Source organism: Micromonospora sp. RB23 (assembly GCF_053585025.1).
Map to the genome: position 1 here is coordinate 3,960,408 of NZ_CM132111.1, position 14,806 is coordinate 3,975,213.

The window sequence follows — 14,806 nt, forward strand, 5'->3', positions numbered from 1 at the left end:
GCGAAGCGAGCGCCGGGGGCCGAGATGCCGCACAACGGCGTACCGGATCAGGCGGTGACCTCGGTGAGGGCCGCGTCGCCGAGGTGGGCGCGCAGCGTGTGCGCGTCGGGCGCGGTGGCGGTCCACAGCGTCGCCGGACCACCGGCCAGGGGCACCCGGGCGAGGGTGCCCTCGACCGTGGCGGGCTCGGCGGGGCGCGACGGGTCCACCACCAGCAACGATCCGGTGGCCGGGGCGCCGCCGAGCACCGCGGGGCCGGCCCAGCCGGGCGCTCCCGGCCCCACGGCCAGCGACTGGCGCAGCAGCGGCCGCCCGTCGTAGTCGACCCGGGTGTGCACGACGGCGGCGCCCGGCGTCTCGCCGTACCGGCCGCAGATCACCTCGTCACGCCAGGTCAGCCGCGCCCCGGCGGCCAGCTCGACCCGGGACTCGGCGAGGTGCGCGCAGCCGGCCGCCGCGACCAGTTGCTCGGGCAGCCAGTGCAGGACGCCACCGTCGTGCACCACGGCGCGTACGGCCATCCGCGACACCGCGCCGGGCCGCCCGGGCAGGGCGACCGACGCGGCGACGCTGTGCAGCCGCACCGCCGCGCCCGGCCCCACGTCGATCTCCAGCCGCAGGTCGTCACCGGCGAGCGGGCCGGCCGCCCCGCCCACCACGTACACGGTGACGATCCGACCGTCCCCGGGCGTCTGCCGCAGCAGCAGCGGCGTCTCGCCGCGCAGCTCGGCGAGGACCGTGCCGCCCCGGCCGTCGGCGCGGGCCACCACCCGGGCGTACGCGCGCATCAGGCCGGGCCGGCCTGCGCGGCGATCGGGTGCAGGGCCGCGTGGTGGGCCAGCTCGTGGCGGATCCAGGCGGCGACCCGGCCCGCCGTCGGGTCGCCGACGATCGACAGGAACACGGTCGGCAGGTCGCCGCGCCGGGCCCGCGCGTCCCGGTCCATCACGGCCAGGTCCGCGCCCACCATGGGCGCCAGGTCGGTCTTGTTGATCACGAGCAGGTCGGCGGAGGTGACCCCGGGGCCGCCCTTGCGGGGCACCTTGTCCCCGCCGGCCACGTCGACCACGAAGATCTGCCGGTCCACCAGACCCCGGCTGAACGTGGCGGTCAGGTTGTCCCCGCCGCTCTCGACCAGCACCAGGTCCAGCGGGCCGACCGCCTCGGCCAGCTCGTCCACGGCGTCGAGGTTGGCTCCGATGTCGTCGCGGATGGCGGTGTGCGGGCAGCAGCCCGTCTCCACGGCACGGATCCGGGTCGGGTCCAGCACGCCGGCCCGCTTGAGGAAGTCGGCGTCCTCGGTCGTGTAGATGTCGTTGGTGACCACGCCGAGTCGCAGCTCCCCGGCGAACGCCCGGCACAGGGCCGCCACCAGGGCGGTCTTGCCGGACCCGACCGGCCCGCCGATGCCGACGCGCAGCGCCCGGCCGGCCCGCGCCAGCGGCGGATGCGGGTCCACCCCCGGCTCGGGGTGGGTGTGCGGAACAGTCTCGTCGTGCGGTTGGGGGGTCGGGTCGGCAGTGGGCGCAGCGGTCGGCGAAACGGTGTCAGGACGCAAAGAGACGCACCTCCCAGGTGGCATGAGCTTCGGCGTGGATGTCGGCAAGGGGCGCGGCGGCCGCGGGCAGCCGCTCGGGTGGATGGTCGGCGGCCCGGGCCGCGTCGGCGGCGGTGCCGTCGCACAGGTCGGCGAGACCGACCAGCAGGGCCTGCACCTGGTACGGGTCGAGGCCGAGCAGGCGTACGCCCGCACTGGCCGCGCCGGTCACCGTCCCGTAGGCGGCGACCGTGGCGGTCTCGGCGCGGCTCAGGCCGGCGGCGGCGCAGAGCAGCCCGAGCACCAACGGCTGGTGCGCTCCCTGCGGTGCGGTGGGCAGATCGTCGAACGGGCCGTCGGGCCAGATGGCCCGTCCGGCGCGCAGCAGGGCCCGGCCCTGGCGGCGGGACACCCCCCGCAGCGCCGGTGACGCGGTCCGGGCGTCCAGCTCCGCGTCGAGCCGCGCCAGCACGGCCGCACGTACGCCGGCTGACGTCGCCGCCCGGTGCGCCGCCGCCGCGAACGCCGCGCCGACCAGACCGGCGGTGGCCAGCCGGCCGACGAGGAACGCCTCCAACGTGTCCAGGTCGGTGACCCGGCCGGCGGCGACGGCAGCCTCCAGGCCGCCGGAGTGCGCGTGCGCGCCGGCCGGGAAGCGACCGTCGGCGAGCAACAGGAGCAGGCTCGACGTCGGCATCAGAACAGGAAGTACCGCTGGGCCATCGGCAGGCGTGGCACCGGGTCCGGTTCCACCACCTCCCCGTCGATCCGCACGGTGAAGGTGTCCGGGTCCACCTCGATCCGGGGCATCGCGTCGTTCTCCGGTAGGTCGGCCTTGCCCCGCGAACGCACGTCGGCGACCGGCACCACCCGTCGCCGCACGTCCAGGCGCAGCCCCGCGTCGAGGGCCGCCGGCGCGACGAACGCCAGGCTGGTGGCCGCCGCCGCGACGCCGTACGCCCCGAACATCGGTCGCGGCAGCATCGGCTGCGGCGTCGGAATGGAGGCGTTCGCGTCACCCATCTGGGCGTACGCGATCATCCCGCCCTTGATCACCAGGTGTGGTCGTACGCCGAAGAACGCCGGGTCCCACAGCACCAGGTCGGCGAGCTTGCCCGGCTCGACCGAGCCGATCTCGGCGTCCAGCCCGTTCGCCATCGCCGCGCAGATGGTGTACTTCGCCACGTACCGCCGGGCCCGGTGATTGTCGGCCGCGCCGTCGCCGGGCAGCGCGCCCACCCGCTCCTTCATCACGTGCGCGCTCTGCCAGGTCCGCAGGATCACCTCGCCCACCCGGCCCATCGCCTGCGCGTCGGAGCCGATGATGGAGATCGCGCCGAGGTCGTGCAGCAGGTCCTCGGCGGCCATCGTGGACGGCCGGATCCGACTCTCGGCGAAGGCCAGGTCCTCCGGCACGGACGGGTTGAGATGGTGGCAGACCATCAGCATGTCCAGGTGCTCGGCGAGGGTGTTGGCGGTGTACGGCCGGGTCGGGTTTGTCGACGACGGCAGCACGTTCGGCTCGCTGGCCACCGTGATGATGTCCGGCGCGTGCCCGCCGCCCGCGCCCTCGGTGTGGTACGAGTGGATGGCCCGTCCGCCGATGGCCCGCAGCGTGTCGGCCACGAAACCGGCCTCGTTGAGGGTGTCGGTGTGGATCGACACCTGCACCCGGGAGGCGTCGGCCACCCGCAGGCAGGCGTCGATGGCCGCCGGGGTGGTGCCCCAGTCCTCGTGCAGCTTGAACCCGCCCGCGCCGGCGCGCAACTGCTCCCACAGCGCCTCTTGCGAGACGGTGTTGCCCTTGCCGAGCAGCAGGACGTTGACCGGCATCGTGTCCAGCGCCTCGTGCATGCGGGCCAGGTGCCAGGCGTTCGGCGTGACCGTGGTGGCCCGGGTGCCCTCGGCGGGGCCGGTGCCGCCGCCGACGAGCGTGGTGACGCCGCTGGCGAGCGCCTCGGTGACGATCTCCGGGCAGATGAAGTGCACGTGGGTGTCGACGGCGCCGGCGGTGAGGATCCGGCCGTTGCCGGCGATGACCTCGGTGGCCGGCCCGATGACCAGGTCGGGGTGGACGCCGGGCATGGTGTCCGGGTTGCCGGCCCGGCCGAGGGCGACGATCCGCCCGTCGCGCAGGCCCACGTCGGCCTTGATGACGCCCCAGTGGTCGAGCACCACCGCGCCGGTGATGACGGTGTCGAGGGCGCCCTCGGCGCGGGTGGCCCGCGACTGGCCCATCGACTCGCGGATCACCTTCCCACCGCCGAAGACCGCCTCGTCGCCGCCCACGCAGTGGTCGGTCTCCACCTCGATCAGCAGGCTGGTGTCGGCCAGCCGGATGCGGTCGCCGGTGGTGGGCCCGTACAGGTCGATGTAGCGGTCCCGCCGCACGGCGCTCACCGCGCCGGCCCGTCAGTCGCCGGCCCGTCGGTCGTCGGCCCGTCAGTCGCCGGCCCGTCGGTCGCCGGCCCGTCAGTCGCCGGCGCGGCCGGGGATGCGGCGTCCAGCGGCCCGGCGCACTCGCCGCGCAGGCCCGGTACGACGCGCGCGCCGCCGAGCGGCACCAGGTCGACGCTGCGGCTCACGCCCGGCTCGAACCGGACCGAGGTACCCGCCGGGACGGCGAGACGCTGCCCCCAGGCGACGTCCCGGTCGAAGGCCAGGGCCGGGTTGGCCTCGGCGAAGTGGTAGTGCGAGCCGACCTGCACCGGACGGTCGGCGGTGTTGACCACGACCAGCGTGGTCACCGGCCGACCCACGTTGATCTCCACCGGGCTGGCCGCCGGCAGGATCTCCCCGGGGATCACGGGATCGGGTGGTGCACCGTCACGAGCTTGGTGCCGTCCGGGAACGTGGCCTCCACCTGCACCTCCCTCAGCAGCTCGGGGATGCCGTCCTGGACGTCGTCGCGGCCGAGCACGGTCCGGCCGGCCGACATGAGGTCGACCACCGACCGCCCGTCCCGGGCCCCTTCGAGCAGGAAGGCGGTGATGATCGCGACGGCTTCGGGATAGTTGAGTCGCAGGCCGCGCTCGCGGCGGCGGCGGGCGACATCGGCCGCGACGTGGACGAGCAGGCGGTCCTGCTCGTGCGGGCTGAGGAACACGGGATTCTCCGGTGGGGATCGGCGTGGCCGGCTCGCCGTTGGCTCCGCGCGGAGCCACCCCGGGCAGCACCGCCCGGAGGAACGAGCTGGGATCACACGACCGCCGCGACGACCGTCGACGGGGTGGCCCGGGACTCCACCATCCCGGCCCGCACGACGGGCACCCGGCGGTGTCGGTCGGATGCGGACCGCACCGCCCACCGCTTGACCAGACCGTAGAGGATCGTTCCCGGCGGGAGCAACAGGGTGTCCGGGATGAGGGATCACGTCGTTACGTCGGACAGTTGACTCGACCCGCGCCGCAAGGCGGTCCGCCGCCGAGCGCGCCGATGGGATCATGACGGGGGCAGCACAGTCCGCTCCCGTACGAAACTCCACAGTGGAGGTAACCGTTGGGTGAATCCACGCCGCCACCAGCGACCGGCGGCAACAGCGACGACCGCCGGATCAGGACCCTCGCCGTGATCGGTGTGGCGGCCAACGTCCTCGGTGTGGTGACCGCGGTGGAGAGCTGGCTCAAGCGGGACGTGCTGTTGTTCGCCCTCACCCTGACGGCGGTCCTGGTGCTCGGCGCGTTCTGGCTGTGGCGTCGGCGGACCCGCGTCGCGATCGCCCTGCTGGCGCTGGGCTGCCTGCTGCTCGGCGGCGTCCTGGCGACCCAGCTCCGCAACCCGTCGACGCCGTCACCCACCGCCGGCTCCTCGTCGACGTCACCGCCCACCGCCGGCGGGCCGACGGGTGCCGCGACGCCGGGCACCAGCCCGGCCGCGCCGCCCACCGGCCAGACCACCCCGACCCCCGGGGGTACGACGGACCCCGACGCGCCCCGCACCCTCGTCGCGAGGGACGTGGTGCTGCCCCGGGAGGCCGCCGTCGACGTCGACAAGCCGGATCAGCAGGTCGTTCCGCACCACTCCGACGGGGCCACGGACGGGCTCGATCTCTACCACGACTGGGGCGATATCCGTTCGGACAACATCCAGGTCGCCAACGCCCCGAACGTCTACCCGTACTCCGGCGGCAACCCCGCACAGGCGTACGCGGACTGCGTCGCGTCGGCCACCGGCTCGGCGCGGGCCTCGTTCACACCGGGCGCGAACTGGTGCTTCCGTACCTCCGAGGGACGGCTCGGGTTCGCCACCATCACCAACGACAGCCGCGCCGACAAGGCGTTCGTGGTCCACGTCGTCGTGTGGGACGCCACGGGCGCGTGACCCGGTGATCGTTGGCTGTTCAGCGGCGATCGGCACGGCGTGTCGTGTCGCTCAACGACCAACGATCACGGGCTCCGGCGCCGGCCGGGGTGTGGTCGTGCCAGCGTGGAGGCGGCGAGGGCTGTGACGGACGGTCTGTTGATCCCCCACCTCATGGAAGGAGGTTCGGACCACCACGACACACTGCGCGAGGGCATCTCGCCGTCTTGCGTCGCCGAGCCCGCTTCTGCCGAAGGTCGGACGCGTTGAGGTTGCGGGTGCCATGCTCCGCCGTCCGCGAACGAGCTCTCCGCAGGGGGTTTTTGGTTGGTAGGGTCGCGGCGTGACGACGAGCGCGGGCCTGGATGCTGGCGTTCCGCCGGAGCTGCGGCGGTGGGAGTGGGAGCATCCGGTCAGCCCGCGCTGGCTGCTCCTCGGCGACGTCGGCTTCGAGGGCTCCTACGAGATCGACATCCCGCTGGCGCTGTGCGCCGAGATCGAAGGAGTGTTCGTCGATCTGCCGCCCCGGCCGCGGGAGCGGTTAACGCTCGTCGGTTGCGCCCCGGCCGGCGCGCTCGCCGACCTGCTCGACCGACTGCCCAGTGAGGCACTCGGGACCGAACGAGCCTGGCTGGGGAATGTCTCCGTAACGGCGCCTCCCCCACCGCCAGGCACGCCGCCGTCCTGGTGGGGCGAGGACCTGGCCGACGTCGTCGTCCTCGCGCAACGGCCAAATGTGACGATGCCGGAAACGGTGGACATCGACCTCGACGGGTTCGTCCACGTCTACGACCGCACGGACGGCGTCGAACGTCCTGGCGACGTCACCGAATTCGTCCTCCTAGGCCCGGACGAGGCACCCTACGGCACCTGTCGGGACGTCACCGGCGTGTTCCGCGAGCAAGCCGCACCGCCGGTGCCGCAGGTTCGGCTGCTCGGCTGCCGACCGGAGCCACTGTTGCTGAACGCGCTGGGCGCGGTCGGGCAGTCGACCAAGGACTGCCTGCGCCGCCGCCGGATCCGCACCGACGTCTACATGGTCGCCGCCGACGATTCCATCAACCAGGTCATCGGCGCCGTGGTGTCCGGAACCGTCCAGGCCGGCGAGCCTTCGCGCCTAGGCCCCGGACTCCTCGACGTGACCGTCGACAGCGACCCGCAGGAACCGTTGCCGACCGGTGTCCTCGGCATCCTGAGGCACTGGTGGACCGGACGGCCCGTCGAGAAGAACCTGTGGACCGGCTACGACCGAGAGCTGCGCCACCATTGGGCAGGAGCAGCACTCGCCCACCAATCCGGCGCGCCGGACCGGCCGGCCGGCATCACGTACGAACTCGACGGCCGGTTCGTCACCGACGTTGAAGGGTTTTACTGCGCGATCGGCGAGACGATCAACGGCCCGGGCGGATACTTCGGTTGGAACCTCGACGCCCTCGACGACTGCCTCGCCGGAGGGTTCGGCGCGCAGGCACCATTTCGGCTCGTGTGGCACAACTCTGCCATCGCCCGCGAATACCTCGTCGCCGGCTACGACCGGCGTTTGCTGCGTCCGGCGACCACCTTGGAGTATCTGCTGGGCATGCTCGCGGAGCACCAGGTCGAGATTGACTTGCGCTGAGCCGTGAGCCGACGAGATCGCCGATCGCGCTACGGATTGGCGGTCTGCCGGAGGAACGACAAAACCCTCGGCGATCAGAGCTGAAAGTTGCTGGATAGACGCGGGGGCCTACGGTTGCGGGATGATCCTCGACTACTATTCAGCAGCCGAAGGCATCGACATCGTGGGTGCCCGTGCTGAGCTTTGTCATCTCGCTGAACTGGTAGCAAGCGGAGGCGAGTTGAGCCTTGCGCCGTCGGCTCACTCTCGGCACCTACGGGGTGTTCTCGTCGAGGTGACGCAGGGGCCCGTCGTCATTGGCGTCGACGGTCGTCACTATTTCAGCATCCACGGTGGCGCGGAAAGCCGGTCACTCCTCGCCGACCTGCTACGCCAGGTAGCCAACATGGACGACGGCGGCCACGTTCACCTCGAGTACTTCGAGGGCCATTATTTCCTGGCACCAGACAGCGTGCCGCTCATCGTCAACAGTCCACATGGCGGGATGCCTCGGCGCTGATCAAGCCCTCCCGCCCGTCTCAGGACGGCCCGGCGGTCCAGGGCGCGTCCGGCCCGGTTCGGTGGGCGCTCTCGCCGGGACCGAGGTCGAGAACGTCGAGCAGCGTGAGGTCGTGTTCCACGGCGTGGTGAAGGTGGCTGAGCTTGCCCGTCGCGGGGTCGGCGTCGCTCGCGCCGATGAGTTGCCAGAGTCCGTCGTCGGCGTCGTGGCTGACGTACAGGATCGGCTCTTCTGGTCGAAGACCTCGCCGGTCTGGATGCTGCTGGTCCCCAGCAGCCAGTGTTTCATCCACCGCGCGCGCCGGTCACGTTCCATGACGAGGTCCACCACCCACCAGATGAACGGCAGATCCTCGTGTGCGCGGGCCTCGGTCGCGGTGAGGTCGGGGCCGCCCTCGGGGACTCGCTCGAAGGGCTCGTCGACGAGCGAGCAGGCGTAGCTGTTCTCCCTGTCGAAGATGATCGCGTGGAAGCTGGCACCGCCGGGGTTTCCGGCCCCGATCCCCACCGTGAGCCGAGCGTGGTGGTGCTCGGAGTTGGTCGTCCAGCCGAACGCGTACGACGCGAGTTCACCGCGGGACCCGACGAACTCACCGAAAGCGCGCCGTTCCACACCCGTGCCGGTCTGCGCCACGGACAGCCGACCCTCGATCACCTTCGGATTCACGCGGCGAGACTACCGGCACGACCGGGATGCGCGTGGAGGCAGCGGCACGCCGTCGGTTGCGGGCGCGCCGGGCGCCCGCAACCGCGGGCCGGTCAGCGGGCCACCGCCGGCTCCCGCGCCGGGCGGGGTGTGGTCGTGCCCGCGAAGGGGATGTCCGGGAGGTCGGCCGGGTCGGGTTGGCCGTCGGGGTGTCGCCACAGTCCGCGCTCGCGCAGGATCGGCAGCACCCCCTCGCCGAACCAGTACGCCTCCTCCAGGTGGGGGTAGCCGGAGAGGATGAACTCGTCGATGCCGAGGGCGTGGTACTCGGCGATCCGGTCGGCGATCTCGCGGTGGCTGCCCACGAGGGCGGTGCCGGCCCCTCCCCGTACCAGGCCGACGCCGGCCCACAGGTTGGGTGCGACCTCGAGGCTGTCGCGGGAACCGCCGTGCAGGTCGAGCATCCGGCGTTGTCCCTCGGACTCGCTGCGGCGCAGGCCCTCCTGTACGGCGCGGATGTCGGCCTCGGCGATGCCGTTGAGCAGCCGACGGGCCTGTGCCCACGCCTCGTCGGCGGTGTCCCGGGCGATCACGTGCAGCCGGATGCCGAAGCGCAGGTCCCGGCCGGCCTCGGCGGCGAGGGCCCGTACCCGGTCGAGTTTCTCGGCGACCTGGGCCGGCGGCTCGCCCCAGGTGAGGTAGACGTCGCTGTGCCGCACGGCCACGGGCAGGGCGGCGGCCGACGAGCCACCGAAGTAGACCGGCGGCGTGGGGTCGGGCAGCCGGTGCAGTCGCGCCTGCTCGACGCGCAGGTGCTCGCCGGTGTAATCGACGGTCTCCCCCCGCCACAGCGCGCGTACGACGTGCAGGAACTCGTCGCACCGCGCGTACCGGGCGTCCTTGTCCAGGAAGTCGCCGTACGCCCGCTGCTCCGTCGACTCGCCGCCGGTGACCACGTTGAGCAGCAGCCGGCCCCGGGAGAGCCGCTGGAAGGTGGAAGCCATCTGGGCGGCCAGGGTGGGCGACAGCACCCCGGGCCGGAACGCCACCAGGAACTTGAGGCGTTCGGTGACCTCGGTGAGCATCGCGGTGGTGAGCCAGGCGTCCTCGCACCACGCGCCGGTCGGGGTGAGCGCGCCGACGAAGCCGAGCTGCTCGGCGGTACGGGCGATCTGCCCCAGGTAGGCCACGCTCGGCGGGCGGGCGCCCCCGGCCGCGCCGGTGGGTACGCCGTGTCCACCGCCGACGACGTCCCGGCTGTCGCCGTTGGTGGGCAGGAACCAGTGGAAGGTGAGGGTCATCGCGGCTCTTTCCGTGTGTGCGCGGGGCGCTCCTGAGGGGTGGGACGAACCCGCCGACAGCCTACCCATAAAACCTATCGGGTTAGTAGGCTACCGCCCACGCCATCCCACGCCGGTCGACGCGGCCCGGCACACCCGCTCAGCCAAGGAGCCGCCATGCGTACCCCCTCACCCGGCCGTCCCCCACGTCGCCGCCTGCTCACGGCGGCGTTCACCGCCCTCGTTCTGCTCGCCGCGGGCGGCGTGAGCGCCTGCGGCGGCTCCGCCGACGCCGGTGACGGCGGGGGCAAGCTGCGGATCGGCTACCAGCGCTTCGGCGGGCTCAGCCTGGTCAAGGCGCGCGGCGCGGCCCCGGACGTCGAGTGGTCGCTGTTCGAGAGCGGACCGGCGCTCACCGAGGCGCTCAAGGCCGGGTCGATCGACATCGGACAGGTGGGCGAGGCTCCGCCGGTCTTCGCCGCCGCCGGCAAGATTCCGTTCTCCATCATCGGCACCTCCGCGCCGATCCCGCAGGGTGAGGCGGTGCTCGTCAAGGCGGACAGCGGCTACCGCAGCTTCGCCGACCTCAAGGGCAGAACGGTCGCCCTCAACAAGGGCTCCAACGTGCACTGGCTGCTGGTCCGGCTGTTGGAGGCCAACAAGATGACGCTGCGCGACATCAACGTCAAGTACCTCAAACCGGCCGAGGGACGCCCCGCCTTCGACAGCGGACAGGTCGACGCCTGGGTGATCTGGGACCCGTACTTCGCCCTGGCCGAGCAGCCGGGCGTACGGGTGCTCGCCGACGCGACCGGCCTGGCCAGCAACCGCGAGTACGTGCTGGCCGCCCCGGACGCGGTCACCAAGCGCACGGACGACGTCCGGGCGTTCCTCCAGAAGTACCGCGAGGTGACCGACTGGGGTATCGCCAACCCGCAGGAGCGGGCCCGCACCCTCGCGCCGGAGCTGAAGATCCCCCAGGACGTGACCAGCCGCGCCCTGGACCGCAGCGCCAAGCCGCTCGCCCCGGTCAGCCCGGCCATCGGCGACGAACTCCAGGCGATCACGGACAGCTTCATCGCGCTGGACCTGATCCCGGGACCGGTCGACATCAGGAGCCGGGTGGACGACCGTTTCAGCGCGGTGTTCCAGTGAGTCGTACCCCGCTGCTCGAAACGCCGCCGGAGATCGCGGCGGAGGCGACGCCACAAGCGCGCCCACGGCGGACGCGGCGGTGGCGGCGGCTGGTCAGCCCGGTCGCGCTGGTGCTGGGCTGGGAGCTGGCGGCCCGCACCGGCGTGCTGGCGCCGGAGAAGCTGCCGGCGCCGAGCGACGTGCTCGCGACCGGCTGGCGACTGTCCCGCGACGGCACGCTCGCCGTGCACCTGGTGGACTCGCTCACCCGGGCCGGCGCGGGGCTGCTCATCGGTGGCGTGCTGGCGCTCGTCCTGGGCACGGTGGCCGGGCTGTTGCGCCTCGGCGACGACCTCGTCGACCCGCCGGTGCAGATGGCCCGCATGCTGCCGCACCTGGGCCTGGTGCCCCTGCTGATCATCTGGGTCGGCATCGGTGAGTCGCTGAAGATCAGCCTGGTGGCCCTGGGTGCGTTCTTCCCCGTGTACTTCAACACGTACGCCGGCATCCGGGACATCGACGAACGGCTGGTGGAGGCGGCCCGGGCCTGCGGGCTCGGACCGGCCGCCCGGCTGCGTCACGTGGTGCTGCCGGGCGCGCTGCCGTCGCTGTTCCTCGGCCTGCGCCTCGCGATCGGCGCGGCCTGGCTCAGCCTCGTCGTCGGCGAGCAGGTCAACGCCCAGACCGGCATCGGCTTCCTGATGATGGAGGCGCGGGAGTTCAGCCAGACCGACGTGGTGGTCCTCGGCCTGCTCGTCTACGCGCTGCTCGGGCTGATATCCGACCTTGCCCTGCGCGTTGCGGAGAGGAGGATGTTGACATGGCGACGCGGACTGCGAGCCACCTGATCGGCGCGACCCCGGTGCTGACCGCGACTGCGATCCGCCGGTCCTTCGGGCCGACGGTCGTGTTGGCCGGGGTCGACCTGAGCATCGCCCGGGGTGAGGTCGTGGCCCTGCTCGGCGGCAGCGGTTCGGGCAAGAGCACCCTCCTGCGCATCCTCGCCGGCCTGGACGGCGAGGCGACCGGCGAGACCGTCGTGCACGGCACCGCCGCCGTGGTCTTCCAGGAGCACCGGCTGCTGCCCTGGAAGCGGGTGGCGGCCAACGTCGGGCTCGGCCTGTCCGGCCCGGACATCGCCGGCCGCGTCGAGCGGGCGTTGACCGAGGTCGGGTTGGCCGAGCGGCACCGGGCCTGGCCGGCCGAGCTGTCCGGTGGGCAGGCGCAGCGGGTGGCCGTCGCCCGGGCGCTGGTTCGCGAACCGGACCTGCTGCTGCTCGACGAGCCGTTCGGCGCGCTGGACGCGCTCACCCGACTGCGGATGCAGGTGCTGCTGCGCCGCCTGCGCGCCGAGCACGGCTTCGCCGCCCTGCTCGTCACCCACGACGTGGAGGAGGCGCTGCTGCTCGCCGACCGGATCCTGCTCCTCGACGACGGCCGCATCGTCGCGGACCTGCCCGTCGACCTGGCCCCCACCCGCACGCCGGACGACCCGGGCTTCGGCGCGCTGCGCCGGCTCCTGCTCGACCGACTCGGCGTGCCCACCACCTGAGGCACGCCACCTGACCACCAGCTGACGAAGCGGAGATGCGATGACCCGCTGGACGCCCGACCCGACCTTCTACCCGTCACCCCGTGAGGCGGCGACCGCGCCGGCCGAGAAGCTCGCCTACGTGGCGGCCTTCGACCGTACGGCCAGCCGCCCGGACGCCATCGTGGTGCTGGACACCGACCCGGACTCCCCCGACTACGGCCGGGTCGTCGGCTGGACCGACCTGCCGCACCTCGGCGACGAGCTGCACCACTTCGGCTGGAACGCGTGCAGCAGCGCGCTCTGCCCGACCGCCCCGCACCCGCACGTCGAGCGGCGCTACCTGATCGTGCCGGGCCTGCGCTCCTCGCGCATCCACGTGATCGACACCCAGCCCGATCCGCGCCAGCCGCAGGTGGTGAAGGTGATCGGGCCGGAGGAGCTGGCCAAGCGGGCCGGCTACTCCCGGCCGCACACCGTGCACTGTGGCCCGGACGGCATCTACCTGTCGGCTCTCGGTGGCGCGGACGGCGAGGAGGGTCCGGGTGGCGTCGCGCTCCTCGACCACACCACCTTCGAGGTACGCGGGGCGTGGGAGGCCGACCGGGGGCCGCAGTTCCTCGCGTACGACGTGTGGTGGCACCTCAACCAGGACGTGCTGGTCACCAGCGAGTGGGGCACCCCGTCGATGATCGAGGACGGCATCATCGGGGAGCTGCTGTTGGGCCGCCGCTACGGTCACGCCATCCACTTCTGGGACCTCGCGAAGCGCCGGCACGTGCAGCGCGTCGACCTGGGCGATCAGTACCAGATGCCACTGGAGCTGCGTCCGGCGCACGACCCGACGAAGTCGTACGGGTTCGTCGGGGTGGTGATCAGCGTCGAGGACCTGTCCGCCTCGGTCTGGCTGTGGCATCGCGACGGGGACGCCTGGGCAGTCACCAAGGTCATCGACATTCCGGCCGAGCCGGCCGACCCGGCGGATCTGCCCGACCTGCTCAAGCCGTTCGGGGCGGTGCCGCCACTGGTGACCGACATCGACCTGTCCGTCGACGACCGCTTCCTGTACGTGTCGTGCTGGGGCACCGGGGAGCTGCGCCAGTACGACGTGAGTGACCCGCTGCGCCCGGTGCAGACCGGCTCGGTGCACCTCGGCGGGATCGTCCGCCGCACCGCCCACCCGTCCGCACCCGACGAGGCACTGGCCGGCGGCCCGCAGATGGTGGAGGTGAGCCGGGACGGCCGGCGGGTCTACGTCAGCAACTCCCTCTACGGCGCGTGGGACGACCAGTTCTACCCCGACGGGGTGGGCGCGTGGCTGGCCAAGCTCGACGTCGACGTCGAGGCCGGCGGGCTCACCCCCGACGAGCGGTTCTTCCCGCACGGGGACGAGTTCCGGGGGCTGCGCGTACACCAGACGCGCCTACAGGGCGGGGACGCGTCCTCCGACTCGTACTGCTTCCCGTGACCGTCGGGACCCTGGCGACGCTCGCCGCGCTCGGCGCGTTCCACGGCCTGAACCCGGCGATGGGCTGGCTGTTCGCGGTGGCCCGGGGCCTTCAGGAACGCAGCCGGCCGGCGCTGCTGCGCGCGTTGCCGCCGATCGCGGCGGGGCACCTGGCCTCGGTGGGGATCGTGGCCGCCCTGGTCACGGCGACCCGCTCGGTGACGGCGAGCACCGTCCTGGCGGTGGTCGGCGGGGTGCTGCTGGTCGGCTTCGGACTGTGGCGGCTGCTCTCCGAGCGGCACTTCCGCTGGGCGGGCATGCGACTGTCGGCGGCACAGCTCGCCGGCTGGTCGTTCCTCATGTCGTCGGCGCACGGCGCGGGGCTGATGCTGCTGCCGGTGCTGGTGGCCGAGCCGCCTTCCGGGGGCCATTCGGGACACCTGGCGGCGGCGTCGGTGGGTGCGCTGCCCGGGTTGGCGGCCGCCGGGGTGCACACCGTGGCGATGTTCGGGACCGCCCTGGTCGTCGCGGTGCTGGTCTACGAGGTGCTCGGGGTGGGGGTGCTGCGCAAGGCGTGGTTCAACGTCGACCGCCTCTGGGCCGGCGTGCTGGTCGCGGCGGGGCTGGTGACGCTGATCCGGGCCTGAGGCGGCCTTTTCGTGATCGTTGGCTGCTCACCAGTAAGACGCACGGCGTGTCGTATCGCTGAGCAGCCAACGATCACCGAAAAGACGCCGACACCCGGCCCCGGTGCGAAACGCTGGGGCCGGGTGCCGGAGCGCCGTCATGGCGCTGGCGTCCGATCGGCTACCGGTA

At 72.7% G+C, this 14,806-nt stretch carries 16 protein-coding genes; 8 read left to right on the forward strand and 8 right to left on the reverse strand.

The genetic code is table 11. The features are described 5' to 3' along the window. Positions 1-47 precede the first annotated feature (47 nt). The 6 genes from ACTFTM_RS18340 to ACTFTM_RS18365 are packed head-to-tail and all read right to left on the reverse strand — an operon-like array spanning position 48 to position 4,643. Positions 48-788: an urease accessory protein UreD gene (locus ACTFTM_RS18340; protein WP_449561687.1), complete on the reverse strand. Its 741-nt coding sequence runs from the start codon at positions 786-788 to the stop codon at positions 48-50. Beyond that, a complete protein-coding gene (gene ureG / locus ACTFTM_RS18345; protein WP_449561688.1) occupies positions 788-1,558 on the reverse strand; it encodes an urease accessory protein UreG in 771 nt (256 codons plus the stop codon). Before ureG ends, ACTFTM_RS18340 begins: the two co-directional genes overlap by 1 nt. After that, the gene (locus tag ACTFTM_RS18350; RefSeq protein WP_449561689.1) at positions 1,548-2,234 is read right to left on the reverse strand and encodes an urease accessory protein UreF; all 687 of its coding nucleotides are present in this window, start codon (positions 2,232-2,234) and stop codon (positions 1,548-1,550) included. Before ACTFTM_RS18350 ends, ureG begins: the two co-directional genes overlap by 11 nt. Further along, the gene (locus ACTFTM_RS18355; protein WP_449561690.1) at positions 2,234-3,937 is read right to left on the reverse strand and encodes an urease subunit alpha; all 1,704 of its coding nucleotides are present in this window, start codon (positions 3,935-3,937) and stop codon (positions 2,234-2,236) included. Before ACTFTM_RS18355 ends, ACTFTM_RS18350 begins: the two co-directional genes overlap by 1 nt. Then, on the reverse strand, positions 3,934-4,344 hold the full coding sequence (locus tag ACTFTM_RS18360; RefSeq protein ID WP_449561691.1) for an urease subunit beta: 411 nt from the start codon (positions 4,342-4,344) through the stop codon (positions 3,934-3,936). Before ACTFTM_RS18360 ends, ACTFTM_RS18355 begins: the two co-directional genes overlap by 4 nt. Then, a complete protein-coding gene (locus ACTFTM_RS18365) occupies positions 4,341-4,643 on the reverse strand; it encodes an urease subunit gamma (RefSeq protein WP_222957358.1) in 303 nt (100 codons plus the stop codon). Before ACTFTM_RS18365 ends, ACTFTM_RS18360 begins: the two co-directional genes overlap by 4 nt. Before the next feature lie 392 nt (positions 4,644-5,035). On the opposite strand from ACTFTM_RS18365, the gene ACTFTM_RS18370 reads away from it, so the two are divergent. The 3 genes from ACTFTM_RS18370 (at position 5,036) to ACTFTM_RS18380 (ending at position 7,953) form a co-directional block, all read left to right on the forward strand. Beyond that, positions 5,036-5,857 (forward strand): hypothetical protein, encoded by an 822-nt coding sequence (locus ACTFTM_RS18370; RefSeq protein WP_449561692.1) that lies wholly within the window; start codon positions 5,036-5,038, stop codon positions 5,855-5,857. Positions 5,858-6,179: 322 nt separating this feature from the next. Beyond that, positions 6,180-7,454, forward strand: coding sequence for a barstar family protein (locus ACTFTM_RS18375; RefSeq protein ID WP_449561693.1), 1,275 nt, complete (start codon positions 6,180-6,182; stop codon positions 7,452-7,454). A 121-nt stretch (positions 7,455-7,575) separates the two neighbouring features. Further along, positions 7,576-7,953 carry an Imm32 family immunity protein gene (locus ACTFTM_RS18380; protein ID WP_449561694.1) on the forward strand — a complete coding sequence of 126 codons (378 nt, stop codon included), beginning with the start codon at positions 7,576-7,578 and terminating at the stop codon, positions 7,951-7,953. On the opposite strand, the gene ACTFTM_RS18385 is transcribed toward ACTFTM_RS18380, so the two are convergent. Both ACTFTM_RS18385 and ACTFTM_RS18390 read right to left on the reverse strand, forming a co-directional pair. Beyond that, positions 7,954-8,586 (reverse strand): hypothetical protein, encoded by a 633-nt coding sequence (locus tag ACTFTM_RS18385; RefSeq protein ID WP_449561695.1) that lies wholly within the window; start codon positions 8,584-8,586, stop codon positions 7,954-7,956. It abuts the gene before it with no gap. A 125-nt stretch (positions 8,587-8,711) separates the two neighbouring features. Then, positions 8,712-9,899, reverse strand: a complete 1,188-nt coding sequence (locus tag ACTFTM_RS18390; RefSeq protein ID WP_449561696.1) for an LLM class flavin-dependent oxidoreductase — start codon at positions 9,897-9,899, stop codon at positions 8,712-8,714. A 156-nt stretch (positions 9,900-10,055) separates the two neighbouring features. On the opposite strand from ACTFTM_RS18390, the gene ACTFTM_RS18395 reads away from it, so the two are divergent. From ACTFTM_RS18395 to ACTFTM_RS18415, 5 genes are read left to right on the forward strand one after another with little or no spacing between them, the layout of a single operon-like run. After that, the gene (locus tag ACTFTM_RS18395) at positions 10,056-11,033 is read left to right on the forward strand and encodes an aliphatic sulfonate ABC transporter substrate-binding protein (RefSeq protein ID WP_449561697.1); all 978 of its coding nucleotides are present in this window, start codon (positions 10,056-10,058) and stop codon (positions 11,031-11,033) included. After that, positions 11,030-11,860, forward strand: coding sequence for an ABC transporter permease (locus ACTFTM_RS18400; RefSeq protein ID WP_449561698.1), 831 nt, complete (start codon positions 11,030-11,032; stop codon positions 11,858-11,860). The genes ACTFTM_RS18395 and ACTFTM_RS18400 overlap by 4 nt, the downstream gene beginning before the upstream one ends. Next, a complete protein-coding gene (locus ACTFTM_RS18405; protein ID WP_449561699.1) occupies positions 11,833-12,564 on the forward strand; it encodes an ABC transporter ATP-binding protein in 732 nt (243 codons plus the stop codon). Before ACTFTM_RS18400 ends, ACTFTM_RS18405 begins: the two co-directional genes overlap by 28 nt. 40 nt (positions 12,565-12,604) lie before the next feature. Beyond that, positions 12,605-14,011 (forward strand): selenium-binding family protein, encoded by a 1,407-nt coding sequence (locus tag ACTFTM_RS18410; protein WP_449561700.1) that lies wholly within the window; start codon positions 12,605-12,607, stop codon positions 14,009-14,011. Next, positions 14,008-14,637 carry a hypothetical protein gene (locus ACTFTM_RS18415; RefSeq protein ID WP_449561701.1) on the forward strand — a complete coding sequence of 210 codons (630 nt, stop codon included), beginning with the start codon at positions 14,008-14,010 and terminating at the stop codon, positions 14,635-14,637. The genes ACTFTM_RS18410 and ACTFTM_RS18415 overlap by 4 nt, the downstream gene beginning before the upstream one ends. Positions 14,638-14,806: the final 169 nt, after the last annotated feature.

What these genes read in the sequence shown, in the direction of transcription:
- ACTFTM_RS18340 (WP_449561687.1), bottom strand. Translation starts at nt 788, where the DNA reads ATGCGCGCGTACGCCCGGGTGGTGGCCCGCGCCGACGGCCGGGGCGGC.
- ACTFTM_RS18350 (WP_449561689.1), bottom strand. Translation starts at nt 2,234, where the DNA reads ATGCCGACGTCGAGCCTGCTCCTGTTGCTCGCCGACGGTCGCTTCCCG.
- ACTFTM_RS18380 (WP_449561694.1), top strand. Translation starts at nt 7,576, where the DNA reads ATGATCCTCGACTACTATTCAGCAGCCGAAGGCATCGACATCGTGGGT.
- ACTFTM_RS18390 (WP_449561696.1), bottom strand. Translation starts at nt 9,899, where the DNA reads ATGACCCTCACCTTCCACTGGTTCCTGCCCACCAACGGCGACAGCCGG.
- ACTFTM_RS18395 (WP_449561697.1), top strand. Translation starts at nt 10,056, where the DNA reads ATGCGTACCCCCTCACCCGGCCGTCCCCCACGTCGCCGCCTGCTCACG.
- ACTFTM_RS18405 (WP_449561699.1), top strand. Translation starts at nt 11,833, where the DNA reads ATGGCGACGCGGACTGCGAGCCACCTGATCGGCGCGACCCCGGTGCTG.
- ACTFTM_RS18410 (WP_449561700.1), top strand. Translation starts at nt 12,605, where the DNA reads ATGACCCGCTGGACGCCCGACCCGACCTTCTACCCGTCACCCCGTGAG.